Origin of the sequence: Paraburkholderia polaris, from assembly GCF_012927345.1 — a bacterium.
GTDB lineage: Bacteria > Pseudomonadota > Gammaproteobacteria > Burkholderiales > Burkholderiaceae > Paraburkholderia > Paraburkholderia polaris.
In genome coordinates this window covers 42,569-68,336 of sequence record NZ_JABBGJ010000039.1, presented here as the reverse complement: position 1 = coordinate 68,336, position 25,768 = coordinate 42,569, and the positions used below count along the sequence as shown (strand labels likewise).

19 protein-coding genes, 1 tRNA gene and 1 pseudogene are annotated in these 25,768 nt (G+C 63.1%); 18 read left to right on the top strand and 3 right to left on the bottom strand.

Features of this window, described 5'->3' with window-relative positions; translation table 11 throughout:
* Window positions 1-31: 31 nt before the first annotated feature.
* The 3 genes from cgtA to rplU all read right to left on the bottom strand — a co-directional run bounded on the left by cgtA (window position 32) and on the right by rplU (window position 1,984).
* Window positions 32-1,153, bottom strand: coding sequence for an Obg family GTPase CgtA (gene cgtA / locus HHL24_RS31225; RefSeq protein WP_169489176.1), 1,122 nt, complete (start codon window positions 1,151-1,153; stop codon window positions 32-34).
* Window positions 1,154-1,383: 230 nt separating this feature from the next.
* Window positions 1,384-1,647 carry a 50S ribosomal protein L27 gene (gene rpmA, locus HHL24_RS31220; protein ID WP_007180330.1) on the bottom strand — a complete coding sequence of 88 codons (264 nt, stop codon included), beginning with the start codon at window positions 1,645-1,647 and terminating at the stop codon, window positions 1,384-1,386.
* 25 nt (window positions 1,648-1,672) lie between these two features.
* Window positions 1,673-1,984 (bottom strand): 50S ribosomal protein L21, encoded by a 312-nt coding sequence (rplU, locus tag HHL24_RS31215; RefSeq protein WP_169489175.1) that lies wholly within the window; start codon window positions 1,982-1,984, stop codon window positions 1,673-1,675.
* A 239-nt stretch (window positions 1,985-2,223) separates the two neighbouring features.
* Here rplU and HHL24_RS31210 point away from each other — a divergent pair, with 239 nt between their 5' ends.
* The 18 genes and pseudogenes from HHL24_RS31210 to tssM all read left to right on the top strand — a co-directional run bounded on the left by HHL24_RS31210 (window position 2,224) and on the right by tssM (window position 25,751).
* Window positions 2,224-3,216: a polyprenyl synthetase family protein gene (locus tag HHL24_RS31210; RefSeq protein ID WP_169489174.1), complete on the top strand. Its 993-nt coding sequence runs from the start codon at window positions 2,224-2,226 to the stop codon at window positions 3,214-3,216.
* A gap of 39 nt (window positions 3,217-3,255) precedes the next feature.
* A tRNA-Pro gene (locus tag HHL24_RS31205) sits at window positions 3,256-3,332 on the top strand.
* A 925-nt stretch (window positions 3,333-4,257) separates the two neighbouring features.
* A complete protein-coding gene (gene tssA, locus HHL24_RS31200) occupies window positions 4,258-5,307 on the top strand; it encodes a type VI secretion system protein TssA (RefSeq protein WP_169489173.1) in 1,050 nt (349 codons plus the stop codon).
* 51 nt (window positions 5,308-5,358) lie between these two features.
* A complete protein-coding gene (gene tssB / locus HHL24_RS31195) occupies window positions 5,359-5,919 on the top strand; it encodes a type VI secretion system contractile sheath small subunit (RefSeq protein WP_169489172.1) in 561 nt (186 codons plus the stop codon).
* Window positions 5,920-6,042: 123 nt separating this feature from the next.
* Entirely contained in the window at window positions 6,043-7,503 is a 1,461-nt protein-coding gene (tssC, locus tag HHL24_RS31190; protein WP_230417638.1) for a type VI secretion system contractile sheath large subunit, read from the top strand.
* Between the two features lie 60 nt (window positions 7,504-7,563).
* Window positions 7,564-8,046 (top strand): Hcp family type VI secretion system effector, encoded by a 483-nt coding sequence (locus HHL24_RS31185; protein ID WP_169489170.1) that lies wholly within the window; start codon window positions 7,564-7,566, stop codon window positions 8,044-8,046.
* Window positions 8,047-8,142: 96 nt separating this feature from the next.
* Window positions 8,143-8,682, top strand: a complete 540-nt coding sequence (gene tssE / locus HHL24_RS31180; protein WP_329606771.1) for a type VI secretion system baseplate subunit TssE — start codon at window positions 8,143-8,145, stop codon at window positions 8,680-8,682.
* Window positions 8,682-10,591, top strand: a pseudogene (gene tssF / locus HHL24_RS31175) (type VI secretion system baseplate subunit TssF). The gene tssE and the pseudogene tssF overlap by 1 nt, the downstream one beginning before the upstream one ends.
* Window positions 10,588-11,685, top strand: a complete 1,098-nt coding sequence (gene tssG / locus HHL24_RS31170; RefSeq protein ID WP_169489169.1) for a type VI secretion system baseplate subunit TssG — start codon at window positions 10,588-10,590, stop codon at window positions 11,683-11,685. Before tssF ends, tssG begins: the two are co-directional and overlap by 4 nt.
* Before the next feature lie 10 nt (window positions 11,686-11,695).
* Window positions 11,696-13,927, top strand: coding sequence for a type VI secretion system Vgr family protein (locus tag HHL24_RS31165; RefSeq protein ID WP_169489168.1), 2,232 nt, complete (start codon window positions 11,696-11,698; stop codon window positions 13,925-13,927).
* Between the two features lie 23 nt (window positions 13,928-13,950).
* Window positions 13,951-16,488 carry a DUF2169 family type VI secretion system accessory protein gene (locus HHL24_RS31160; protein WP_169489167.1) on the top strand — a complete coding sequence of 846 codons (2,538 nt, stop codon included), beginning with the start codon at window positions 13,951-13,953 and terminating at the stop codon, window positions 16,486-16,488.
* A complete protein-coding gene (locus HHL24_RS31155; protein ID WP_169489166.1) occupies window positions 16,472-17,569 on the top strand; it encodes a pentapeptide repeat-containing protein in 1,098 nt (365 codons plus the stop codon). The genes HHL24_RS31160 and HHL24_RS31155 overlap by 17 nt, the downstream gene beginning before the upstream one ends.
* A 2-nt stretch (window positions 17,570-17,571) precedes the next feature.
* The gene (locus HHL24_RS44195; protein WP_230417634.1) at window positions 17,572-18,456 is read left to right on the top strand and encodes a DUF3540 domain-containing protein; all 885 of its coding nucleotides are present in this window, start codon (window positions 17,572-17,574) and stop codon (window positions 18,454-18,456) included.
* A 9-nt stretch (window positions 18,457-18,465) separates the two neighbouring features.
* Window positions 18,466-18,855 (top strand): DUF4150 domain-containing protein, encoded by a 390-nt coding sequence (locus tag HHL24_RS31145; RefSeq protein WP_169489165.1) that lies wholly within the window; start codon window positions 18,466-18,468, stop codon window positions 18,853-18,855.
* A 21-nt stretch (window positions 18,856-18,876) separates the two neighbouring features.
* Complete coding sequence (tssJ, locus tag HHL24_RS31140; protein WP_268966752.1) at window positions 18,877-19,431, top strand: type VI secretion system lipoprotein TssJ; 555 nt, start codon at window positions 18,877-18,879, stop codon at window positions 19,429-19,431.
* Window positions 19,428-20,795 (top strand): type VI secretion system baseplate subunit TssK, encoded by a 1,368-nt coding sequence (gene tssK / locus HHL24_RS31135; RefSeq protein WP_169489163.1) that lies wholly within the window; start codon window positions 19,428-19,430, stop codon window positions 20,793-20,795. The genes tssJ and tssK overlap by 4 nt, the downstream gene beginning before the upstream one ends.
* A 31-nt stretch (window positions 20,796-20,826) precedes the next feature.
* Entirely contained in the window at window positions 20,827-22,167 is a 1,341-nt protein-coding gene (gene tssL, locus HHL24_RS31130; protein ID WP_169489162.1) for a type VI secretion system protein TssL, long form, read from the top strand.
* Window positions 22,164-25,751 (top strand): type VI secretion system membrane subunit TssM, encoded by a 3,588-nt coding sequence (gene tssM, locus HHL24_RS31125; RefSeq protein WP_169489161.1) that lies wholly within the window; start codon window positions 22,164-22,166, stop codon window positions 25,749-25,751. Before tssL ends, tssM begins: the two co-directional genes overlap by 4 nt.
* The last annotated feature ends 17 nt before the right edge of the window (window positions 25,752-25,768 follow it).

Below are 25,768 nucleotides of genomic sequence, written 5' to 3'. Positions count from 1 at the left end.
CCCTTACAGGCGCCGGCGCTCAAGCTTGTTATTACTGCGGGTCGACGCCGGAGTCGTCCGCCGCGGCAGCGGGTGCTTCCGGCTTTTCGCGGAAACGCACGTCAGCAGCAAGATCTTCGGCTTCGGCCGCCCGCTGCGCATCCGAATGCGCGGCGATGTGGTCATATATCGCGTAGCAAAGACTTTCGCAGCCTTGGCCGGTCAGCGCCGAGATTTCGAACACCGGGCCGTCCCAGCCGAAGCCTTCAAGGAAGGCCGACACCCGTGCTTCGCGCTCATCTTCGGGCACCATATCGAGCTTGTTGAGCACGAGCCAGCGCGGCTTCTCATAGAGCAACTCGTCGTACTTGCGCAATTCGTTGACAATCGCCTTGGCTTCCGCCACCGGATCGACCGCCTCGTCGAACGGTGCGAGGTCGACGATATGCAGCAGCAGACCGGTACGCTGCAGGTGACGCAGGAACTGGTGCCCAAGGCCCGCCCCTTCCGCCGCACCTTCGATCAAACCAGGAATGTCGGCGATCACGAAGCTGCGGCTCGGCCCGACACGCACCACGCCGAGATTCGGCGCGAGCGTCGTGAACGGGTAATCCGCGATCTTCGGCCGCGCGTTCGACACCGACGAGATAAAGGTCGACTTGCCGGCATTCGGCATGCCGAGCAGACCGACGTCGGCCAGCACCTTCAGTTCGAGGCGCACCATGCGGCGCTCGCCGGGCTTGCCGTCGGTTTTCTGACGCGGCGCGCGGTTCGTGCTGGATTTGAAATGCAGGTTACCGAGACCACCCGCACCGCCTTGCGCGATCTGCACGCTCTGGTTGTGCTCGGTCAAGTCGGCGATCAGCTCGCCGGTTTCCATATCGGAAATGGTCGTGCCGACCGGCATGCGCAGCGTGATGTCGTCGCCGCCCTTGCCGTAGCAGTCCGCGCCGCGGCCGTTTTCGCCGTTGCGCGCCAAATGTTTTTTCGCGTAGCGGTAGTCGATCAGCGTGTTGATGTTGCGGTCTGCAACCGCGATCACGCTGCCGCCCCGCCCGCCGTCGCCGCCATCCGGGCCGCCGAACGGAACGAATTTCTCGCGGCGCATCGACGCGCTGCCATCCCCTCCGTCGCCGGCGATGACTTCAATCCTCGCTTCGTCAATGAACTTCATGCGTAACTCCGTCCCGTGGTGTGCTGCTAGATGGGTGCTGCTGGGTTGATGCTTTCAGATGATGCTATTTTGCCGCGCCCGCCGTGCGATGAGCAATCAGCCGATTGGCTAACCACGCCGACCTGGCAATTCAATCCACCCACTCTTCGGACAAAAAGCGCTGCAATAAAAAAGGCCCCGCGAACTTCGCGGGGCCTTTTTCCGGTCCTGAAGCCCGTGCCTGATTAAACTCAGACTGCTGCCGGGACGACGTTGACCATGTGCTTCTTCGCTGCGCCCTTCGTCGAGAAATTGACGTGGCCGTCCGTCAGCGCGAACAAGGTGTGATCCTTGCCGATACCGACGTTTTCGCCCGGGTGCATACGCGTGCCGCGTTGGCGAACGATGATGCCGCCAGCGTTGATAGCCTGGCCGCCGTAAACCTTAACGCCAAGGCGCTTCGATTCAGAGTCGCGGCCGTTGCGGGATGATCCGCCTGCCTTTTTGTGTGCCATTTGATTTGCTCCTTAACCGTTGCGCTTACGCAGTGATCGCGTCGATGCGCAGTTCGGTATAGTTCTGGCGGTGGCCGCCATGCTTCTGGTAGTGCTTCCGGCGACGCATCTTGAAGATGGTCACTTTTGCGTGACGACCTTGCGACACGACGGTAGCCTTGACGGAAGCCCCACTGACCAGCGGCGTACCGAACTTAATCGATTCGCCTTCGCCCACTGCGAGAACCTGGTCGAGCGTGATTTCAGCGTCAATGTCTGCCGGTATCTGTTCTACTTTAAGTTTTTCGCCGACGGCAACTTTATACTGCTTGCCACCGGTTTTTATGACCGCGTACATTGAGAACCTCACTCTGTGTTCATTTTTCCCACGCACCGCGCGCGGAAACCCGTGATTATACATAGAGTTAGCTGCTCGGTCAAAACTCATTGAGTGTCGCCGCGCGCATCGCCCGGCGCCTTGCCGTCCAGCCCCGGCACGCGGTCCTGCCGCTGTCCTCGTCTCGCCGTGCCGCAGCCTGCGTCCCGGAACTGTCGCGATTCGCCTTATAATTCGCGGCACTACCCTATTCAGCCATCATGTCGTCGACTGCCACCCCCTCCTCCAACGCCGCCAGCCTGCTCGCTCCGATCGCCGAAGACATGCAGCAGGTCAATCGCGTCATACGGCACCGTCTGGCGTCCGACGTGATGCTGATCAATCAGATATCCGAGTACATCATCAGCGCCGGGGGCAAACGGCTGCGGCCCGCGCTGCTGCTGCTGGTGGCGGGCGCGCTGGGCGAAACCACCGGGCACCGGCACGAGCTGGCCGCGGTGGTGGAATTCATCCACACGGCCACGCTGCTGCACGACGACGTGGTCGACGAATCCGACCTGCGGCGCGGCCGCCAGACCGCCAACGCGCTGTTCGGCAACGCCGCGAGCGTCCTCGTCGGCGACTTCCTGTACTCGCGCTCGTTCCAGATGATGGTCGGCGTGGGCAAGATGCGTGTGATGGAAATCCTGTCGGAGGCGACCAACATCATCTCCGAGGGCGAAGTGCTGCAGTTGTTGAATATGCATGACGCCGACGTGGACGAAACGCGCTACATGCAGGTGATCCGCTACAAAACCGCCAAGCTGTTCGAAGCCGCCGCCCAACTCGGCGCGGTGCTGGCCGGTTCGGATGCAAAAATTGAAGCCGCGGCGGCGGAATTCGGCCGCCGCATCGGCACCGCGTTCCAGATCATGGACGACTGGCTCGACTACACGGGCACGGCCGAATCGATGGGCAAGAACGCCGGCGACGATCTGCGCGAAGGCAAACCCACGCTCCCGCTGATTTATCTGATCGAACGTGGTACGCCGGAGCAGTCGGCCCTCGCGCGGGAAGCCATCGAGCAAGGCGGCACGGACCGTTTCGACACGATTTTCGAAGCGATCACGCGTTCCGGCGCGCTGGATCACACGCTTGAGTGTGCGAAGCAGGAAGCTCTGGCTGCAGCTGCAGCAATTTCTTCATTTCCCGATTCCATTTTCAAAGATAGCCTGCTAGAATTATGTTCTTACTCGACGGCAAGACAGTCTTGAACGAGACTGAAACACCGTAAGAGTCCAGCAGTACCAGATCGGGGTGTAGCTTAGCCTGGTAGAGCGCTACGTTCGGGACGTAGAGGCCGGAGGTTCGAATCCTCTCACCCCGACCAGATTTGCCTTGTTAGTTCAAGGCTCGAAAAACCGCCCAGCTTGCTTGGCGGTTTTTTGTTTTGGGTCGCGATTTTTTGCGCTGTCGGGTGCGTGAACCCATCCATCAAGTCGTCGAGCGATACTGCGGCGTTCTGCGCTCACCCGGGAATTCACGATCCCTGCCGTCCGGCGACTCGCCGGCAAAACCCAACCAGGCTTAGTTGGCCCCACGCACTGCGCGATCCTCGCAGCGGCAAGCAAGCAGTTCACCCAACCTCACCACCAAGCGCGAACCAGGCACACTCCAGGCACACGCCAGGCACACGCGCAGCCCACACAAAAAGCCAAATACCACCCGATCGATTCACTGGAACGGAACCGAGCGCGCTCGTGCGGGCCCCATGCCCGCAAACTCCGGCCCAAGCAATGCGTAGTTAAATCAATTCTCTATCGCATTGCTCCTTTAATATTTTTTACAAAGATAAATTTTATTCTGAGATTGCAATGCATCCCCATTGATCTCAAAGCGTTTTACATCAACACCAAGTCACACCCCTCTCAATCTCAATATATTTTAGCCCAATCGAGTTTAAAATCCCGGAAAGCCGACTTGCCATTACGATAGAACCGGAATAAGATCGCATCCAAGAAACAATTCCGCCATATACGTAGGCATCCTTATGATAGACATAATTCACCAACGCACTCCGCCGGCGAAACGCCCGAGGATAGAGGGCGTGCATAAGGCCGAGCAAGAGCACAAGCACGCTGAGCGCACCTGACCCACTCCGAGAAAAATCCGAATTTTTCTTAAATAAATCGACGCGGATTAAGACGATTTTAGAAAAATCCAAATTCACTAAGAATCAAACCCAACCCTCGAATTCAATATCAATTGAATTGAGAGGTATATCAATTAACGCATCGCTCCGGCGCATCCATTTGATGAATGCTTTTTCAATCGATCAAATCGGCTCCATGAGTCCGGAGCAGCCTTGCGGCGTCGATCTGGAATATGACGTCGCATTCACGGCATTGCAGCAAGCGGCGACGGGCGTCCGCGAGCAGCAATTCGGCGACGCCCTGATTCCCGCCGTGGCCCCCGACTGGCGGCACGTCGAAACACTGGCCGTCGAGCTGCTTGGACGCAGCGTCGATTTGCGGATCATCGCTCTGTTGACGCAGGCATGGACGGAGATCGACGGTTTGCCCGGTTACGCAAAAGGTCTGGCGCTCGCCGCTGAAACGCTAGAGCAGCAATGGGAGGACGTCCATCCACAGTTGCGGATCGCCGGCGAGTTCGATCCGCTGGTCCGTGTCAACGCCATCGCGGCGTTGACCGACCCGAAGGGCGCTGGACGCGCCGCTCGCGACGCCATCTTGCTGCGCCTGGCATCCGGTGGTCTATCGTTGCGCGAGGCTGCGGCGATTCTCGAAAGCAATCCCACGGCCGCGGCGAAAAACCACCCCTCGTCCGGCGGTATTCAGAAAGCGGCGCTATGTGCGGCGCTCGCCGCCGAGCAAACCCAACTGACCGCTGTTCCGCAACTGCTCGATTCGATCGACCGAATCCGCCAGCAGATCGCCACCAGGCTCGACATCTCCTGGGTTCCGTCCGCAAGCGCGGTGGAGACCCCGTTAGAGACGGTGCAGCGGGCGATTCTTGCGTCACGCGAGCACGCTCCGCAGGCTGCGGGTGGCACTAGGCCGCTCGTGGAACAAGCCCGGTCCATCGTCGCAAATGATTGTCGCGGGCCTGGCGAGCGGGCGCCAATTGGCTCGCGCGAGTCCGTCATGCTCGCGCTGGAGGATGCGTGCCTGTATTTGGAGCAGGCGGAGCCGAGTCATCCGGCGCCGCTACTGATCCGCCGCGCCCAACGCCTGATGCGGATGAACTTCTACGACATCGTCCGTGACATGGCGCCCGCTGCATTGCCTCAGGTGGATGTTCTGGCCGGCCACGCGCAGAGCACGTCAGACAACCTGCGCGATTAAGCCGGCGCGCCTCGTGGCTAGCACATCAATCAAATCAGCGGAGGACTTCAAATGGGCAACTCAAACGCGTCAAGAGCAAAAGCAACGGGGCAAAAATTCATCGCACGTAATCGTGCGCCGCGGGTTCAGATCGAGTACGACGTCGAGACTTACGGCAGCGAGCGGAAGGTGGAAATACCGTTCGTGATGGGAGTGGTCGCCGATCTCGTAGGCAAATCGACGCAGCCGCAGCCCGATCTCGAACAGCGCAAATTCTTCGAAGTCGACATCGACAACTTTGACGGCCGCCTGAAATCGATTCGGCCGCGGGTCACCATGCATGTCCCGAACAGCATCTCCGGGCAAGGGCTGCTAGCGGTGGATCTCAGCTTTGAAAGCCTTGGGGATTTCTCACCGGACGCCATCGCGACCCAGGTCCCCGCGCTCAACCAGTTGCTGCAAGCGCGTTCGCAACTGTCGAATCTGCTGTCGTACATGGACGGCAAGAGCGGCGCGGAGGAACTGATTACCCAGGCGCTGAAAAGCCCCTCACTGCTCAAGGCGCTGGTGGACGCCTCCGGTTCGCCGGATGCCGGGGACGCCGCCGGAACCGCCGGTGTCGAGCGCGCGTAACGTGCACAGCGACGTGCCTCGCGCCGTGCATGCCGACATGCATGGCGCGAGACACACCTTCATCTCAAGACCGTTGAAAAGACCGCAATGAATCATACGGAATCCCCCTTGCCGCAACAGCTCATGCCTGTGCTCTCGGCTGACCGCTTTTCCGCCTCTCTGATCAGGGAGCTCAATCCGCGTACCGAACAGGCGCAGCAAGCGATCGACGGCGCGATGAAAACGCTCGCCCTGCAGGCGCTTGAGAACGCGGTGGTCATGTCGGACGACGCCTACCAAACAATCCAGGCCGTGATCGCCGAGATTGACCGCAAGCTCTCGGAGCAGATCAACGCCATCATCCATCATGAGGATTTTCAGCAGATCGAGTCGTCGTGGCGCGGGCTGCACTATCTGGTCAACAACACCGAGACGGACGAACTCCTGAAAATCCGTTGCCTGCCGGTGACGAAAACGGAGTTGAGCCGCGTGCTCAAGCGCTATAAGGGCGTCGCCTGGGATCAAAGCCCGATTTTCAAGAAGATCTACGAAGAAGAGTACGGCCAATTCGGCGGGGAACCGCTCGGCTGCCTGGTCGGAGACTACTACTTCGATCACAGTCCACAGGACATCGAGACGCTCGGCGAAATGGCAAAGATCGCGGCCGCCGCGCATTGTCCATTCATTACCGGCGCATCGCCCGCGGTCATGCAAATGGAGTCGTGGCAGGAGCTATCGAACCCGCGCGACCTCAGCAAGATTTTTCTGAATAGCGAGTACGTTGGCTGGCGCCACCTTCGCGAGATGGAAGACTCGCGCTATCTGGGCCTTACGATGCCGCGCTTTCTGGCTCGCCTGCCCTATGGCGTTCGCACGAATCCGGTCGACGCCTTCAACTTCGAAGAAGACACCGACGGTGCCAACCACGAGCGCTACGCATGGATCAATTCGGCCTATGCAATGGCGACCAACATCAACCGTTCATTCAAGCTGTATGGTTGGTGTACGTCGATTCGCGGCGTCGAATCCGGCGGCGCGGTGGAGGACCTGCCCACCCACTCGTTTCCAACCGACGACGGTGGCGTCGACATGAAGTGTCCCACTGAAATTGCGATCAGCGACCGCCGCGAAGCGGAACTCGCACGCAATGGCTTCATGCCTTTCGTCCATCACAAGAATTCCAGTCTTGCGGCGTTCATCGGCGCCCAATCATTGCAGCGGCCGGCGGAGTATCACGACGCCACGGCCACGGACAACGCGCGACTCGCGGCACGCTTGCCCTACCTGTTCGCGTGTTGCCGCTTTGCGCACTATTTGAAGTGCATCGTGCGCGACAAGGTAGGGTCATTCAAGGAGCGCAGCGAGATGGAATCGTGGCTCAACAACTGGATCATGCATTACGTCGACAGCGATCCGGTCAATTCATCGCAGGACACCAAGGCGCGAAAGCCGCTTGCGGCGGCGTCCGTGGTTGTGGAAGACATCGACGGCAACCCGGGCTATTACAGCGCGAAATTCTTTTTGCGACCGCACTATCAATTAGAAGGGCTAACGGTATCCCTGCGTCTCGTTTCGCAGTTACCCGCGCTCAAGCATGGCGATTGAGCCGTGCTTTCGCTTCGATCGTTGAAGTCGTTTCAATCAGTAGGAACCAGGAGGTAGGGAATGTCAGTTGATATGTACATGCGGGTGGACAACGTAACCGGCGAGTCCAAAGACGCCAATCACAAGGGATGGATCGACATCCAGTCCTATGGCTGGGGCGCAACGCAGCCCGGCAGCATGGCGACCGGAAGCGGTGGCGGCATCGGCAAAGTCAGTTTCAACGACTTGCAGGTCGAAACCTTCCTGGACAAGGCGGCGCCCGCCATTCTCAAATACTGCGCCAACGGCAAGCACCTCCCCAAGGTCGAGATCTCCGTGTGCAAAGCCGGCGGCTCGCAAATCGAGTATCTGCGCATCACCTTGTCCGAAGTGTTGGTGACGGCCGTACAGCAAGGCGCGGAAAAAGGGTCCGAGGCAGTGCGAATCACATACTCGTTCCAGGCGGCAAAGGTGCAAAAACAGTATTGGGAACAGACGGACCAGGGCACGAAGGGCGGAGAAAGCGTACTTGCCTGGGACATCAAGGAAAACCGCGAGGTCTAGCCTCTTCCCTCAACCGGTGCGCCGTGCGGATGCGGCGGCAAACGCTTCCGTCCGCACGCCACTTAGTTAGCCAGTTAGCCAACGAGAGTCTCTTTTGTGAGTCCCACCCTTCCTTCCATCTCAACGCGAGATCGCGCACCGATCCGCGCTCGTGCGCACGTCGAGGCGCGTCCCAGCCTGCTGGATCGGCTGACGGAGCGACGGCCGCCACAGGTCGACGGCGGGGTCGCGTTCGCCCCGTCGCGCGCTGATCTGCGCGACGCCGTGCTGCGCGACCTGAGCTGGCTATTGAACTGCGCGAGCCTTGAAGCGACCGACGATCTCGCCGCGTACCCGCACGTGCGCAGATCCGTGTTGAATTTCGGCATGCGCGCATGGGCAGGCGGTCGCGCTTCGGCGCTTGACCAGGACGGTATGGAGCGCGCAATCCGTGAGGCGGTCGTGCAGTTCGAGCCGCGCATTCTCGCTGAAAGCGTGGAGGTGCGGTGCAACGTGCACGCTCAGTCGCACGCCATCCTGTCACTGGAAATCACCGGCCAGTTGTGTCCGGCCACAGCGCCTCAAGCCTTCCAGTTTCGCTCGGACATCGACATCGAGAGCGGCCATGTTGTGCTCCGTTCGCAGGAAGCCATGTAATGGACGCCCGCCTGCTCGACTACTACAACCGCGAACTTGCGTATCTGCGCGAGCTCGGCGCCGAATTTGCGGCCGAATTCCCGCAGGCCGCCGGACACCTGGGCATGCGCGGCATCGAGGTGAGCGATCCGTATGTCGAGCGGCTCCTTGAAGGTTTCAGCTTTCTGACCGCGCGCATCCAGTTAAAAATGGACGCCGAGTTTCCGCGTTTCTCCCAGCGCCTGCTCGACGTGGTCTATCCGAACTACCTCGCTCCGCTGCCGTCAATGACGATCGTCGCCGTGCAGCCGAACTTGCGCGAAGGCAGTCTGCTGTCCGGCTATACGCTGCCGGCCGGCACGCCGCTGCGCGGCAATCTGGCGCCAGGCGAGCAGACCGCCTGTGAATTCAGCACCGCGCACGATGTCACGTTGTGGCCGCTGCGTATCACCGAAGTCAAACTGGGCGGTGTCCCCGCCGATCTGCCGTTGCCGCACGGCCAACTGACAAGCCGCGTGCGCGGCGCGCTGCATATTCAACTGGAAGCCAGCGGCGTCGGCAATCTGCGCGAGTTGCCGCTCGATTCCTTGACGTTTTTTCTCAGCGGTCCGGACAATCAGGCACTGCCGCTGCTGGAGCAGGTGCTAGGTCATCATCTCGGTGTCATCTGCCACGGACCTTCGGTTTCGGGCAACACAAGTCACACTGGTAGCGCCTGCTCGCTGCTCGACGGCGAGGCCATCCGCCAGGAAGGGTTGGATGCTGCCCAGGCGTTGCTGCCGTACGGTTCGCGTTCGTTCCAGGGGTACCGGCTGCTGCACGAGTATTTCGCCTTTCCACAACGTTTTCTGTTTTTCAGCATCGGTTCACTGCAACGCGCGCTGCAAAACATCGACGGCACCACGTTCTCGCTGACCGTTCTGCTCGACCAAGCGTCGCCCGAGCTCGAACGGTCGGTCGATCTGCGCAGCCTCGCGTTGTTTTGCACGCCGGCGATCAACCTGTTCCCGAAGCGGACCGACCGCATCGCCATCACGAATCAGCGGTATGAGCATCATGTCGTAGTCGACCGCACACGGCCGCTGGACTACGAAATTTACGGCGTCGAGAAAGTGACGGGGGCCATCGCCAGTCTGACGGCGGGCACTGTGAGTTCCATCCTTTCTACGGCGGTCTCTCCCACGACCACGCCGATCGCGGCCGCTATTTTTCGATACGGCGCGAAGCGCGGCTCGTCGCCCCACGCGACCATGCTGCAAGCCGCGCAGCGCGCAGCAGTACGAGGCCGGCCTATGCCGGCAGCGAAGTATTCATATCGTTGGTGGATCAGCACGAAGCGCCGTTTTCCGACGACTTGCGGCACCTGTCCGTCGACGCCATGTGTACCAACCGCGATCTCGCACTGCTGATGCCAACCGGCAGCACTAGCGATTTCAGTCTGCGCACCTCGGCCCCGGTCGCCGCCATCCAGGCGCTGCGGCGGCCCACGCCGCCGCAGCCGCCCCTTGCGGAAAACGAAATCACATGGCGACTCGTCAAGCATCTCGGGCTCGACTACCTCACGCTGACCGATCTTGACAGTGTGCAGGGGGCGCAGGCCTTGCGCGAATTGCTCGAACTCTATGCGGGCGCAGCCGACGCAGCTGTGCGGCCGCAAATTGACGGTGTACGCAGCGTTCGAGTTGAGCCGGTCTGCCGTCAGTTGCCTCAGGCGGGACCGCCGATGTTCGGCCGCGGTGTGGCGGTGTCGCTGATGCTCGACGAAACCTCGTTTGCGGGCGCGAGCACGTATCTATTCGGCGCGGTGCTGGAGCAATTTTTTGCACGTCACGTGTCATTGAATAGCTTTAGCGAACTCGCGGTAGCCACGCTGCAACGTGGACAAGTGAAACGTTGGCCACCTCGCGTCGGAAGCCGCCCCACAGCATGAGCAACGCAATCGCCCCATCGTCGCATGTGCCGCACGCCAGTTCTATGCTCGCGCATTTCTGGCAATGCGTTGCCGATGCGCCATACAAGTACGATCTGTACAACCTGTTGCGCTGGCTGGACGCACGCGCGGCGGCCCCGGCGCCGTTGGGACGCTCGGCGCATCCGGCCGATGAACCGCTGCGGATCGGGCAGCTGCCTTCGCTGGCCTTCGCGCCGGCAACGCTCGCCACCGCGACTGCGCCAGCAGAAGGCGCGAAGCCGCGTGTCCTGATTCACAGCTTCGGTCTATTCGGACCGAACGGTCCTCTGCCCCTGCATCTGACCGAGTTCGTGCGCGAGCGTGCTCGCCATCACGACGACCACGCGCTGACCGCATTCGTCGATCTGTTTCATCATCGGCTGATCCTGCTGTTCTACCGCGCCTGGGCCGATGCACAACCTACGGTCAGCCTCGACCGTGGCGAGGGCGGGCGGTTCGATCGCTACCTGGCGAGCCTCATCCATCTGGCGCGGCGAGAGGCGCGGCGACCCGACACGCTGTCGGATCACGCCAGATATTTCATGGCCGGCCACCTGGTGCGACAGACGCGCAACGCGGAGGGTCTGCGGAGCATCCTGCGCGCCGGCCTCGGCGTACCCGTCCAGATCGTCGAATGGCTGCCGCAATGGCTGCCGGTCGAAGAGCCGCAGCGCACCGCGTTACGCGCGCGCGCGACCACCCGCCGGCTTGGTGCCGACGCCATGTTGGGGGCAGCGGTTCGCGACGCGCAGACGAAATTCGAGGTTCGGCTCGGCCCCCTGTCACGCGAGCAATACGCCGCCTTGCTACCCGGCGCCCCGCTTACGCAGCAGTTGACGGATTGGGTGCGGCAATACGCCGGTGTCGAGTGGTCGTGGGACGTGCGCCTGCTGATGGCCGCCGATCAGGTTGCCGGCACCGCACTCGCCGTCGGCCGGCCGCTGGGCTTCGCCAGTTGGCTCGGCACGCGAACCAGCACGCTCGCTGCCGACGATCTCGTCTATCAACCTGAAACTCGCGACACCCGCAACACTCGCGCCTCCCGCGCGGCCAGCGCTCAGTCGGGTCTTTGAAGAATTTGCCATGAACCACATCATCATCGCGCACACGCCGCTCGATCCGCAGATGCTTCGATTCCGCTCGCTACGCGGCGACGAGACACTGTCGGCGCTGTATGAATTCAACGTGGAACTAGTGAGCCCGTCCGCTTCGCTCGATATGAACGCGCTGCTTGGCAAGCCGCTGACGCTCAACATCGTCACGCTCAATGGCAGCACGCGATACCTCGGCGGCCAGATCGTGCGCTGCGAATTCGCCGGACGCGAGACCGTTACGCCGCGCACCTACATCTATGCGGTCACGCTGCGGCCATGGCTGTGGTATCTGACGAACACAACCGACTGCCGCATTTTTCAGAACCACACGGCGGTCGAGATTCTGCGCGAGGTCATCGGCAAATATGGCTTTCCCGTCGAAGAACGCCTGCTCGCGAGCTATCGAAGCTGGGACTATTGTGTGCAATACCAGGAAAGCGATTTCAACTTCGTCAGCCGCCTGATGGAACAGGAAGGCATCTATTACTACTTCCGCCACGAAGCCGGTCAGCAGGTCCTGGTGCTTGCCGACGACACCAGCGCGCACGACCCGTTGCCCGAGCACGCCATGCTGCCGTACCAGTCGCCCGACCGCCTTGCACTGCCGCGCGAAGAGGGTATTGATGAGTGGCGTCCCGCCACCCAGATCAGCGCGGGCGCGTTCGCCGTCGACGACTACGACTTCCGCAAACCGCGAGCCGATCTGTCGCAAATGCGGGCCCAGTCTTCGAGCGCCGAGCACGGCGGGTATGCCAGGTATGCGTGGCAAGGCGGCTACATCGAAGCCGAGCAGGGCGAGCATTACGTGCGCATGCGTCTCGAGGAGGAACAGGCGGCGAACGCGCGCGTACGCGCCCACACCCGTTTGCGTGAAGCCGCGCCGGGCTATCGCTTCACGCTGCAGGACTGCCCCCGGCAAGCGGAGAATCGCGAATACCTGCTGGTGAGCGTGACCTACCGCTTGCAGGAAGGTGGCTATGCAAGCGGCAGCAGCCACGCGCAATACGACTTCGATCTCGTTGCGCAACCTGCTTCGCTGCCCTTTCGCGCGCCCAGCGTGACGCCGGTGCCCAAAGCCACGGGCCCACAAACCGCGGTGGTCGTCGGACCGGCAGGCCAGGACATCTGGACTGACCAATACGGCCGCGTGAAAGTGCAATTCCGCTGGGACCGCTACGGCAAACGAGACGAGAACAGCTCATGCTGGATTCGCGTGTCCGACGCGTGGGCCGGCGCCGGCTTCGGCAGCATTCATATTCCGCGTGTCGGCCAGGAAGTGGTGGTCGATTTTCTCAACGGCGCGCTCGACCGCCCGGTCATCACCGGGCGCATCTATAACGCCGATCAGATGCCGCCGTTCGCGCTGCCGGAAGCCGCGACGCAAAGCGGCTTTGTCACGCGCACACCAGGCGGCAGCAGCGCTAACGCCAACATGCTTCGTTTCGAAGACAAAGCGGGCGCGGAGCAGATTGCCCTCCACGCGGAGCGCAACTATGACGTCTCCGTCGAGAACGACGCGACGCGCCAGGTCGGCCGCGACGAAGCCGTCAATGTAAGTAACGATGCGACGCGCGGCGTCGGCCGCGACTATACGGTATCGATCGGTAACGACTATGCCGCGTCGATCGCCAGCAACCAGAGCCGCAAGGTCGGCAACAACTCCAGCGCCGAGGTGGCTAACGATGAGACGCATACCATCGGCCGCAACTACAGCCTGAATGTCTCGAACGATTCGACCCACACGGTGGGCCATAAACACACGCTGACGGTCGCCAGCGACATGACGCATAGCGTTGGCAGCAACCACAGCCTGAGCGTTGGCAGCAACCACACCCTGAGCGTTGGCAGCGACCACAGCCTGAGCGTCGCCAGTAACTCGACCACCAGTGTGGGCGCCGATTCGACATCCAGCGTGGCCGCCGACTCCACCAGCACCGTGGGCGGCAACTCGGCCGTCACGGTCAGCGGCAGCTCGACCTCGATCGTGATTGGCTTGCAAACGGGCATCACCACGGCGCAGCTCTTCGTGACCGGCTCAGTCGTCGCGATGACCGGCTCAAGCGTCGGTGCAACGGGTTCGAGCGTCAGCGCGACCGGGTCGGCGGTGGGCGCAGTCGGCAGTTCGGTGTCTACAACGGGGTCGTCGGTCAGCAGTACGGGATCGAGCGTCAGCGCGACCGGCGTGTCGTTTTCGACCGTCGGCTTTTCGGTGACTTTCTGAAACTGCTGCGCGCCTGATATCCGATGAAAATCATCAAACCTACCCCCGTCGGCATTCTGACCCGCACGTATCGGCAGGCCGGCAACGAGCATCTCGGCATCGCGATACCGGTGATGGTGACGCTCGGCAACGCGCCCGGCCTCGTTAGCGAGTCGGAACTGTGGAATACGGTTGGCAGCGAGTTGGGCGGCTATGCACTCGACGCCGCACTGCCGAAACAGCATGCCGAGTTTCTGGTCGCGGGGCGCACCTACGGCCAGTATTGCGATACGGCACACATGTGCCGTGTCGGCATTCGATTCGCCGGCCTCCACAAGCAATTGCAGGTGTCGGGCGCACGTGAGTGGAACGGCAATACGCCGTCGCAAGCCGCGCCGTTCGAATGCTTGCCGCTCGACTGGCCGCTGGCCTATGGCGGTGCCGGCTATGCCGAAAATCCACGTGGCATCGGTTACCCCACCCGCGCGCCGGGCAGCGCGCAGTTGCTTCCGCACATCGCATATCCGGACGCGCCAGTCGTCACGCGCGAACGCGGCACCGCACCGGTGGCCTTCACGCCGATCGCCGCTGACTGGCCGCAGCGCTGCGCGCTATATGGCGAGATGGACGAGCGGTGGCTCAAGGAGGATTGCCCGGGCTTTCCGCGCACGATGCATCCGGATTATTTCAACGTCGCGCCGCGCGATCAGCAATTCCCTCAGCTCGACTCGCTTCCGCCGGGTGCCGCGTATGAATTGACCCATATGCATCCGGAGCGCCCGACACTGGCCGGCGAGTTGCCGCCTCTCCGCGCGCGTTGCTTCGTACAGCGGATACGCGAGTCGGACTTGACCGAAGTCGCCATGCGGCTGACGACGGTATGGTTCATTCCACACCGCGAACGGGCCATCATGATTTTTCATGGCGTGGCGCGAGTCCAGGAATTCGACGCGCAAGACGTGGCGTGCCTGCTGCTCGCCGTCGAATGCCATAACGAACCACGCAGCGACGCCCACTATCGGCGCGTGTTCGATCTGCGCATGGACAGCAAGCGCGGCGCCTTGCACGCCCTGCGCGACCTGGACCTCGCGCCGCAATCAATGCTAGCCGCCGCGGGCGATGCGGACGGCGACGGCAACGGCCACGCGCAAGCCGGCCTACAAGTCAGCGCGTTGCAGCGCAATCTGCAACAACGCGCCCGTGAGCAGGCTAGCCAGGCGGCCGCTGCCGGCGCAGTCATCTCCGCGCCAGAAGTGGCCACCACACGCCCACCGCGTCTCGACGAACTGGCCGAGTTCGTCGAGCGCAACGAAAAGCTCGCCGAGACTCAGTTGGCCGCGCTCGAACAGACGCGTCAGCAGATCGAGGCCAAGCATCCCGAACTCACCGCGAGCCGAAACGCTGCGGCAAGACGTGGACCTCCCCAGTCTTTCGCAAGCAATCGCGCCCAGCACCCTGCACGGCCCGAGATGCTCGAACAGGAGCGAGACGCCGAGCGCAAACTGCGTGCATCCTATCTGCAGTCGGCCCACTATCAGGAAGCCGCGGCACGCCTCGACACTGCGTCGTCCGCCGCACTGCGCGAACGCGTTGCTGCCGGCCATGGTCGCGGCGAATCGCTCGCCGGCCTCGACCTCACCGGCGCCGATCTGAGTGGGATGAATTTGCGCCACGTGGACCTTGCCGGTGCGCTGCTCGAAAGCGCCGACCTGAGCGGCACCGACCTGACAGGCGCTAACTTGCGCGACGCGGTCATCGCGCGCGCCGCCCTCGCCGGGACCACCTTCGCCAAGGCCGATCTCTCAGGCGCCAACCTTTCGCTCACCGATTGCGAGGGAACCGACTTCAGCGAAGCCGTCCTTGATCGCTGTCTGTTCGAACGTGCGGTCTGGCGAAACTGCAACGCGCGGCGAGCCTCGGCGAGGCGAGTCCAGTTCAGCGGCTGCCGTTTCGAAGCGGTCGATTTCACTGGAGGCACGCTCAGCGAGTTGGTCTTCATCGAGCAGACACTGACCGACGTGACCTTCCACGCGGCGACGATCCGCAAGCTCGCGTTCATTCAGTGCCGGCTCGATCGCGTTGCTTTCACGGCCGCCGACATCGAAGGTTTCGGCTTTGTCGAAACCATTGCGCAGCAGATCCGTTTCGACCACGCGCGGCTTCGCAAAGCGTGTTTTGCGAAAGACACCGTACTGGATCGTGCGGACTTCTCCCGAGCGTCGCTGACCGAAGTGAATCTGCGACATACACAGGCCCGCAACGCGCGGTTCAGCGGCGCAACGATCAGTCAATGCGACTTTTCGGATGCCGGTCTGCAGCAAGCCGACCTGAGCGATGCGAAGTTCGACGGCGGCCATCTGGTTCGCACCGACCTGAGCGGCGCCAGCCTCGCCGGCGCCGATCTGATCGGCGCGCAAATGCGCCGCGCCGTGCTGCACGACGCCGACTTCAATGAAGCGAATCTGTTCCGCGCCAATCTTGCCGAAGCATCGATCGATGCATCCACGCGCCTTGACCATGCCTACCTCGAGCAGACCGTGTTTCATCCGTTACGCAAGGAGCCGCATGATGTCCGCGCGTGAACAATTGCAGCAGGCCGTGCGCAACGGCGAAGCGATCAGCAACCGCTCGATCGGCGCACTGGCTCTCGAGGGATGCGATCTGTCGGGCGGCATCTTCGAAAAGGTCACGTTCGAAGGGACCCGGCTTGCGCAGGCCCGCCTGGCCGAGAGCGTCTTCACCGACTGCCTGTTCACCGACGTCGACCTGCGCGGCGCGGATCTGTCGAAAAGTGCCTTCATCAACGGAGCGCTGACCGGCACCGATCTGTCCGGCAGTCTGCTCGACGACTGCCGTCTGAACGGGACGCGCGCGAGCGGTACCCGTTTCAGCGAGGTGCGTGCCGCGCGCCTCGCGTGTCTGCATACCGAGCTTCAGGCGTGCCGATTCGACGGCGCGCAAATCGACCAGGGCTTCTTTGACGAAACGCCTTTGCGTGGCGCCGATTTCTCCGCAGCGCATCTGCAACGGTGCTTCTTCTATCGGCTCGATCTGCGTGATGTCGGCTTCGCGCGCACGGAATTCGATCGCGTCGTGTTCACGGAATCGGACCTGAGCGGGCAGCGTCTGAACGGCCAGACGTTCGTCCGCTGCCAGTTCATCGCCACCGATCTGAGTCGTGCCGACTTCACGTCGGCCAATCTGCCCCACTGCAATTTTCAGGGCGCGAGACTCGACCACGCAGTGCTGGAGCATGTGCAGGCGCCGTCGGCCATTTTCTTCGGTGCGAACGTCGGTCATGCACGTTGCGTTCATGCCCAGCTGGAGAACAGCATCTGGGTCGGCGCGCACGCGCAGCACACCGATTTCTCGGACGCGGATCTGCGCGGGGCCGTATTTCAACGCGCCCATGCGGCGCACGCGCGGTTCGTGCGGACTCGCCTGAATGCGGCTGACTTTTCACATGCGGCACTGGCCGGCGCGGACTTTCACGAAGCCGTGTTCGCACGGACTTCTTTCCACGGCGCGCAAGGCGCCGAACCGGCAATCTCTCCCAGCCGCCCAGGCGTGATCGCCGCTGAGCCTGCCCTCCTCGCCGCGCAGGAATGGTCGAGACAGCGGGACGCCCGTCGGCGGCACACATTCATCAAGGAGCAGCCCTAGCCATGACAACGACCACAGTGCAGCGGCGCATGCCGGAGGATGCCACCGGAGTCGAGCGTGTCGAGCCTATCGCGTGTGTTGGACGCGGAGAAAATGTCGAACATGCCACGCGCGCGAAACGTGTGGAACGTGTGGAACGTGTGGAACGTGCCGAACGCTCCGAACATGCCGAACGTCTCGAACCTCGCGAACCTCTCGAAGCTCTCGAAGCTCTCGAACTCACCGAACGTCTCGAACGTCTCGAACGCTCCGAACGCTCTGAACCCTCCGAACGCTCCGAACGTCCTGAACGCCCGCATAACAGCATCGGCACGGTGATCGCCGTCTTGCACGACGACGTCTTTCTCGTAACCAGCGACGACGGCGCACTGCTCACCTGCAAGCGCGCGTTCAGTTGCCTGATCACGCCTGCGATCCGCGACCGGGTGGCAGTCTGCGGCAACGGCCCGCGGCACGGCTACGTGGCGGCGATACTCGAACGAGCCGCCGGCAGCGAGACATGCATCCGCGTGGAAGGCGACTTGCGCCTCGACGCGTCCGGTGACGTGCGTGTCAGCGCGGCGCGCGAAATCGCGCTGGAGGGCGAGCGCCTTGCCATCACCACGCACGACGCGGAACTCACGGCCACGAAGAGCACGCTCGTCTGCGATGAACTGGAAGGACGCATCGGTCTCGTGCGTCTGCTCGGCAAAACGATCGAAGCGGTGGTCGAACACATCGTGCAGATCAGTAAGACCAGTTTCCGCTCGATCGACACCGTCGACCATCTGCGTGCCGCGCATATCGACTACGCCGCGTCGGAAAGCGTGCGCCTGCACGGCAAGAACACCCTGCTGAGCGCCGAGCATCTGTCGAAGCTCGACGCCGAACAGATTCACCTGGGATAGGACTAGACGATGGTGATGGTCAACTCGAGCGCCGGGGGCGCCAACGACGCCGTCTGCGTCAACCTGACGCCGCCCGTCGGCGTCCCGGTTGCTTACGACAACAATGCACAGCGGCCTCAGGCCATTCCCAATGTCAGCAACATCCTGATCGCCGCCGCGCCCGCGCACAACCTGGCAACGATCATTCCCGTCACGAGCGGCGATGCCCCGGGCTCGATGGGTGGCGTCATCTCGGGCACCGTATGCGCCAGTTCGCGCAACATCAACGGTGCCAACACAGTGTTGCTGCACGGCATGCCGACCACCCGCATGACCGACCCCACGCAGCAGAACGCGACCAACGCAATCGGCACCGGCACATCGCCGAGCCAGACGCATATTCTGAATCTGGCGGGTTAAGCCTCACATGATCGCACCTCGATGAAGCGCCTACGTCTACGCTCACGCCTCCGATTACGCCTCCGATTACGCCTACGCCTTTGGCTCGCCTTGGGCACGGCCTTGTTAGCCGGCGCATGCGCATCGCCCGCGAAGCCAGAAGCACGCGCTTGGGACATCTATCTCGAAGCCGCCGCCAACGTGAATCCCGACGGCCACGGCCGGCCAGCGCCGATTCTGATCGGCCTCTACACGCTGAAATCGACGGCGGTATTCGAAGCGAGCGACTTCCCGTCCTTGCAGGACCGCGCTAAAGCGGTCCTCGCCGACGACCTCGTCTCGTTCGAACAAATCATCCTGCTGCCGGGCGAGCGCAAGCTGATCCAGCGAAGCGCCGAGCCCGGCGTGCGGGCACTCGGCGTCGTCGCGGGCTATCGGGAGCTCGACCGGCACAGCTGGAAAGCCACCTACGCGCTCCCCGCCGACGGCGCGGGCAGCGTGTTTTCATTCTGGCCGTCCACTCATGAGCGGCTTGCCGTGCAAGTGAAGCTCAGCGGCGGCCTGATCGTTAGAACCATGGATTGGGCACACCGATGAACGACCACCATTCGCCACTCAAAAACGGCAGCACCGCCCGCAGCAAAGTTGTCTGGTCAGAAGGCATGTTTCTGCGGCCGCAACATTTCCAGCAACTCGAACGTTATGTCGAAGCCTATGTGCAGCAGCGTTGCCTGGCGTCGCATGCCGCGTTCTGGGGGTTCCAGAGCGTCGAGATCGACCACGCCGCGCTGGCGCTCGGCAAAGTGGCGCTCGCGAACGCGCAAGGCGTGTTGCCCGACGGCACGCCGTTTCTGCTGACCGAGCCCGACGAATTGCCTGCGCCGCTCGACATCCCGGCCGACGCCAAAGACCTCACGGTGCTGCTCGCTCTGCCGCGCAGGCGAGCCGGCGCCGACGACACGATCTTCGAAGAGCAAGCCGGATCACTCGCGCGCCACGCCGTCTATTCGCGCGACATCGCCGATAGCAATGCCGTTGCGTTGGGGCCCGCGGCTCTGCAACTGGCCCGGCCGCGGATGCGGCTCATGCTCGCTGCCGAACTTGGCAGCCAATGGCATGGCATCGGTTTGCTGCGCGTGCTGGAGCGCCGCAGCGATCGCCAACTGGTGCTCGACAAGCACTACATTCCGCCGATGCTGAGTGCGGATCAACATCCGGTGCTCGCCCAATACCTGCGCGAGTTGCACGGGCTGCTCGAACAGCGCAGCGAGGCGCTCGCGCAGCGCCAGTCAAGGCCGGGGCGCGGCGGCGTGGCCGAGGTTTCGGAGTTCTTGTTGCTCGCCCTGATCAACCGGGCACAGGCCGATACGTGGCACGCGCTGCACACGCCCCATCTGCATCCGGAGCGCCTGTTCCAGCAATGGCTGCGCCTTGCGTTCGAGCTGTCCACTTACACGGCCGAGGAGCGCCGGCCGCCGCTTTACCCCTGCTACCAGCACGACGATTTACAAGGCAGTTTTGGGCCCTTGATGGCCGAATTGCGCCGCGCACTGTCGACCGTGCTCGAACAGAACGCCCTCGCACTCGAATTGCAGGAGCGCGCGCACCGCGTCTGGGTGGCACAGATCCCGAGCGTCGAGCTTCTACACCATGCCGGCTTCGTGCTCGCAGTCCATGCGGATCTACCGGCAGAAACCGTGCGCACGCGGTATCCGGCGCAAGTGAAGGTCGGCCCGGTCGAACGGCTCGCGGAACTGGTGCACCTGCAGTTGCCGGGCATCGGCATGCGCAGCCTGCCGGTCGCGCCGCGGCAGATCCCGTATCACGCGGGCTATCACTATTTCGAACTCGATGCCGGCGGTGAACTCTGGAAGCAACTCGAACAGTCCAGCGGCCTTGCGCTGCATGTGGCCGGCGACTTGCCGGGCCTGACGATGGAATGCTGGGCCATTCGCGGCTGATCTCATGTATGCGAAAGAAAGGCGAATAAACATGTCATCCATCGCAGCAGCGCCTGCGCAGCGCACAGGAACCACGCAATCATCGCCGGCAGCCGGGGCAGGACTGGAGTCGCGGCTTGACTCACGGCTTGAATCGCGGCTTGACTCTCGATTCGAGACGCCGTTCGCGTCATCCGTCGCGCAACCCTCGGCCCATGCGTCCAATCCGCTCGTCGCCGCCGCGCTGCCACTGTTCGACGCGCTTGCGCAGATCCGTCTCAACGCGACGGTGACACCGGAGCGTCTGCGCGCATCCCTCGTCGCGGAAATCCGGCGTTTTCAGACGCGCGCCCAGCAGGCGGCCGTGTCGATCGAAACGATCGTCGGCGCGCGCTATTGCCTGTGCACCGCGCTCGACGAAGCCGCCGCACTCGCGCCAGGGGGCGGCAGCGGCGCATGGTCCGCGCACAGTCTGCTCGTCGCGTTTCATAACGAAACGTGGGGCGGCGAAAAGTTCTTCCACCTGCTCGCCCGTTTGTCGGCACAGCCGCGCGAACATCGAGACCTCATCGAGCTGCAGTTTTTCTGTCTCGCGCTGGGATTTCAAGGACGCTATCGCGTGATTCAGAACGGCGCCGCACAACTCGAAACGCTGACGCGGCGCCTGCACAAGTTGCTGCATGAGACGGCAGGCGGCTACGCATTGCCGCTATCGCCGCATTGGTGCGCCGCCGACCGCACGCCTGCGCGCGCACTCCGCCGCGGAATGCCACTGTGGATGTGGCTGGCAGGCGCCACCCTGCTTGGTGGCGCGAGCTTTATCGCGTTTCTGCTCGCCACCAACGCGTACGGTGATCGCACGTCTGCGGCGATCAATGCGATCCGCCTGCCGGAAGTGACTTCGCAGCGCGCGCTCGACCCTGTGCCGCACGTCGCCGCGCTGCTCGAGGCCGACGTGCAGAGCGGCGCGCTTAGCGTGCGCGACGAAGGCGATCGCAGTGTCATCGCGTTGCGCGGCGACGGACTGTTCGCCTCCGGATCCGCGGTCGCCAGCGAGGCCGCATTACCGGTGCTCAGCCATCTTGCGGCCACGCTCGATCGCGTGCCGGGAGACATCCTGATCACCGGACACACCGACAATCAGCCGATCCACGACCAGCGCTTCGCCTCGAATCTCGCGCTCTCGCTGGCCCGCGCCGAAGCTGTCAGGCAATGGCTGATCTCGGCCGGTCTCGACCCCAGCCGGCCCGTGAAAGTCGCCGGACGCGGCGAGCAGCAACCGATCGACAGCAACGGGACAGCGGCCGGCCGCGCGCGCAACCGGCGCGTCGAGATCGCGGTGTATCCCGCCTCGTCCGCGCGCCCGGAGCTTGTGCCCAAGGCGGACCGATGAATAGCCTGAAACGCATTGCCGAATGGCTGGCGGCCCTGTTGCGCCAACTCGGCTGGGCAAGTTTGGCGTGGCTCGCGCTTCTCATCTCGCTGATCTGGATCGCGGGCCCGATGCTGGCGATCGGCGATACGCGGCCACTGGAACCAGAACGATCCCGCTATGCACTGATCGCTCTGGTGCTGCTCGCATGGACGTGGCGGCACGTTCGGCGCATGCGCGAGTCACGGCTGCCGGAGCCGTTGCGCCGTGCGTCTTCCGTATCGCAGTCCGACCCCGCCGCCGACGCCCAGCATCAACGCCTCGACGATCTGCGCGCGCGCTTCGATCATGCGCGCTATGTGTTGCGGCACGCCGCCGTCCCTTCCGGCCGGCTTGCCAGGGCGTTCGACAGACTCACTGGGCGGCACGTGTATCGGTTGCCGTGGTATCTGGTCGTGGGCAGCGGCGGAGCCGGCAAAACGGCCGCACTGCTCAATGGCGGGCTCGAACTGTCGATCGCCGAGCAGGCCGCGCGCGCCGCCAGCCGGCGCACGGAACCGACTCACGCGTGCGACTGGTGGTTCAGCAACGATGCCGTTCTCGTCGATACGCCTGGCGCCTACCTCGATGCGGCCGATGCCGCCGACGCGCGCAACGGGGAATGGCGCGAACTGCTGGCGTTGCTCAAGCGCCATCGCCCACGCCAGCCGCTCAATGGCGTCATCCTCGCAGTCGGCGTGGACGCCTTGCTGACACTCGACGAAGCCGGGCGCGCAGCTTATGCAACGCGGCTGCGAAAGCCTTTGCAACTGATGCAGAGCACGCTCGGCATGCGTGTACCCGTCTATCTGTGCATCACCCGGATGGATCGCCTCGATGGTTTCCGCGCCTATTTTTCCGGACTGAATCGCGACGGCCGGGCGCAGGTTTGGGGTGCGGCATTGGAATCCGGCGACAGCGCGTTGACCGCGACCTGCCATCGCGCTTTTCAAGCGTTGCTGCAACGCCTGACGGATGGCCTGCGCGACGTGCTGATCGTCGAGCCCGATCCGGTTAGCCGGGCGCGCGCCTTTCTGTTTCCGCAGCAATTCGCGAGCATCGAGGAGCCGTTGGTCGACTTCTGCGAGGCGCTGTTTCGACCCTCACCGCTTGAAACCAATCTGCTGCCGCGCGGCGTCTATTTCACGAGCGCGCTACAAGGCGGCCCGGGTATCGATCGCGTGCTGCCGGCGACCCGCCAGCAGATGGGCATCGCCGATTCACCGCCCGCAGCGGCCGAGCCGCCGGGTCAGCACAGCTACTTTCTGAAGCAATGGCTGCGCGAGGCCGTATTCGCCGACGCGGGATTCGCGGGTTCAAGCCGCGGCTCGCAACGGCGGCGTTTCGTCGTGCACACGATGATCGCCGCAGTGGTCGGCATCGGGCTCGTCGGATTGCTGGCCGGCTGGGCGATCAGTTACGCGCACAACCGAGCTTACCTCGATGAAGTGTCCATGCGCGTTGGCGCATTGAATCGACTGTCAGCGCAACCCATCGCGCTGACAGCCGGCGAATTGCAGCCGTTATCGCCGTTGCTCGATACCCTGCGGGCGTTGCCGCGTAGCGAAAATGTCGACACCGACGCGTCGCCTGGATGGCGTTACGGTATGGGGCTTTATCAGGGCGCCAGGATCCGTGAAGCAAGCGACGCGCTCTACCGCCGCGCACTCGACGAAAAACTGTTGCCGCAGGCCGCTGCACGCATCGAGCGCATGCTGGCCGACGCGCCGGCCGACGACGCCGACTATTCGTACGAAGCGCTCAAAGCCTATCTGATGCTTTACGACGCGTCCCGCTACGACGCCGGTTTTCTCACCGCGTGGCTGACCCTCGACAGCCGTGGCGCGTTGCCCTCCGACCTGACGCAGGACGAACGCGCACGCCTGGAAGCGCATCTTGCGAACCTGTTCGCGTCACGCGTCGTCACGTCGCCGTTCGCGTACAACGCGCCACTCGTGGACGCAGTGCGCGCGAGGCTCGCGCACGAATCGCCCGCGCAACGGGCCAACCACCAGCTCAGTCGCGAACTGCTGCGCACGATGCGCAACGAGCCCGTCACGGTGGCCGGCGCCGGTGGCCCGCAAGCAGCGCTCGTATTGACACGCCGAAGCGGCAAGCCGTTGACCGACGGCATGCCGAGCCTCTACACCTATCGCGGCTACTGGGATGGTTTCGAACCGCGCGTCGCCGCGGCGGCAGCCCGCTTGCAAAGCGAAGACCCGTGGGTGCTCGGCATCCACCCGACGCCCGCGACCGACAACGCACACCTCGCCCTTGAAATCCGCCGCACGTTCCTGAACGACTACATCCAGGCGTGGGACGCTTACCTGAACGATCTAAGCATCGTGGATAGCCAATCGCTTGCGCAAAGCATGCAGATAGCGCGTACCTTGTCCGCGCCCGATTCGCCGCTCAAGCAATTTTTGCAAGCCGCCGCCGACGAAACAACCTTGTTGCGCGCCCGCGGCGGCAGCGAGCGGCCCGCGCCGGGCGCACTGCAAAAACGCATTGGCGAAGCGAAAGAATCGCTGAGCGCGATGTTCGGCCACGCTTCGCCTGACGTGTCGCCGCCCCTCGCGGACGACCAACCGGAGGGCATCGTCGACAGTCATTTCGAGCCCTTGCGGCGTCTGGTGACAGCCAGCGGCGCCAGCGCGGCAGGCGTCACCCCGCTGGAAGGCAATCTGCGTGTGCTCGACGAACTGTATAGCTATCTCACCGCTGCAGATGCCGCCTTGGCAAGCGGCAGTCCGCCGCCGCAAACCGACGTCTTCAATAAGTTGCAAGCCGACGCGGGACGTCTGCCGGCGCCGTTGAGAAAGATTGTCGGCGACTTGTCGCAGACGAGCGCGGTGCAGGTCAGCGGGGGGGCACGGCGCAACGTCGCGCAGGATGCGCAAGGCAGCCTCGGCCCACTGTGCCGGCAGGCCATCGCCGGGCGCTACCCGTTTGCACGCGGCTCGAACCGCGACGTCGCGCTGGACGATTTCACGCGGTTGTTCGCGTCAGGCGGGCTGATGGACAGTTTCTTCCAGAAGAATCTGGCGTCGCAGGTCGACGTCCGCGACGGCCGCTGGGCATTCCGGCGCGACGCCAGCGGCAAGATGATCGCGGACAGCCATCTGCTCGGCGCTTTCCAGAACGCGGAAACGATTCGCAACGTCTTCTTTGCCGCCGGCGCGGCGACACCGTCAATACAGATCGAACTGACACCGCTTGAACTCGACCCGGCCATCACACAATACGCGCTGAATATTGACGGGCAGACGATGCGCTATGCGCATGGGCCGCCACTCCCAATGGCAGTGAAATGGCCGGGCGAGCGGGGCGCCGGCCTCGTCAGCCTGCAAATCAGCACGCAAAGCGGTTCCGACGGCGTGCAGGCCCAAGGTCCGTGGGCCCTCTATCGACTATTCGACAAGGCGCGCATCACGCCGGGCGCCGCGCCCGAAAGCTTTATCGCCACCTTTGATTTCAGCGGCCGGAAACTGGCGCTTCGCGTGAGCGCGAGCAGTAGTTACAACCCGTTCCAGCTACCTCAAATCAAAGCGTTCTCGTGTCCATGAGAATCGCTCGCTGCAGG

Coding starts and splice junctions, on each gene's coding strand:
- cgtA (WP_169489176.1), bottom strand. CDS start 1,153: ATGAAGTTCATTGACGAAGCGAGGATTGAAGTCATCGCCGGCGACGGA.
- rpmA (WP_007180330.1), bottom strand. CDS start 1,647: ATGGCACACAAAAAGGCAGGCGGATCATCCCGCAACGGCCGCGACTCT.
- rplU (WP_169489175.1), bottom strand. CDS start 1,984: ATGTACGCGGTCATAAAAACCGGTGGCAAGCAGTATAAAGTTGCCGTC.
- HHL24_RS31210 (WP_169489174.1), top strand. CDS start 2,224: ATGTCGTCGACTGCCACCCCCTCCTCCAACGCCGCCAGCCTGCTCGCT.
- tssA (WP_169489173.1), top strand. CDS start 4,258: ATGAATGCTTTTTCAATCGATCAAATCGGCTCCATGAGTCCGGAGCAG.
- tssB (WP_169489172.1), top strand. CDS start 5,359: ATGGGCAACTCAAACGCGTCAAGAGCAAAAGCAACGGGGCAAAAATTC.
- tssC (WP_230417638.1), top strand. CDS start 6,043: ATGCCTGTGCTCTCGGCTGACCGCTTTTCCGCCTCTCTGATCAGGGAG.
- HHL24_RS31185 (WP_169489170.1), top strand. CDS start 7,564: ATGTCAGTTGATATGTACATGCGGGTGGACAACGTAACCGGCGAGTCC.
- tssG (WP_169489169.1), top strand. CDS start 10,588: ATGAGCAACGCAATCGCCCCATCGTCGCATGTGCCGCACGCCAGTTCT.
- HHL24_RS31165 (WP_169489168.1), top strand. CDS start 11,696: ATGAACCACATCATCATCGCGCACACGCCGCTCGATCCGCAGATGCTT.
- HHL24_RS31160 (WP_169489167.1), top strand. CDS start 13,951: ATGAAAATCATCAAACCTACCCCCGTCGGCATTCTGACCCGCACGTAT.
- HHL24_RS31155 (WP_169489166.1), top strand. CDS start 16,472: ATGATGTCCGCGCGTGAACAATTGCAGCAGGCCGTGCGCAACGGCGAA.
- HHL24_RS44195 (WP_230417634.1), top strand. CDS start 17,572: ATGACAACGACCACAGTGCAGCGGCGCATGCCGGAGGATGCCACCGGA.
- HHL24_RS31145 (WP_169489165.1), top strand. CDS start 18,466: ATGGTGATGGTCAACTCGAGCGCCGGGGGCGCCAACGACGCCGTCTGC.
- tssJ (WP_268966752.1), top strand. CDS start 18,877: ATGAAGCGCCTACGTCTACGCTCACGCCTCCGATTACGCCTCCGATTA.
- tssK (WP_169489163.1), top strand. CDS start 19,428: ATGAACGACCACCATTCGCCACTCAAAAACGGCAGCACCGCCCGCAGC.
- tssL (WP_169489162.1), top strand. CDS start 20,827: ATGTCATCCATCGCAGCAGCGCCTGCGCAGCGCACAGGAACCACGCAA.
- tssM (WP_169489161.1), top strand. CDS start 22,164: ATGAATAGCCTGAAACGCATTGCCGAATGGCTGGCGGCCCTGTTGCGC.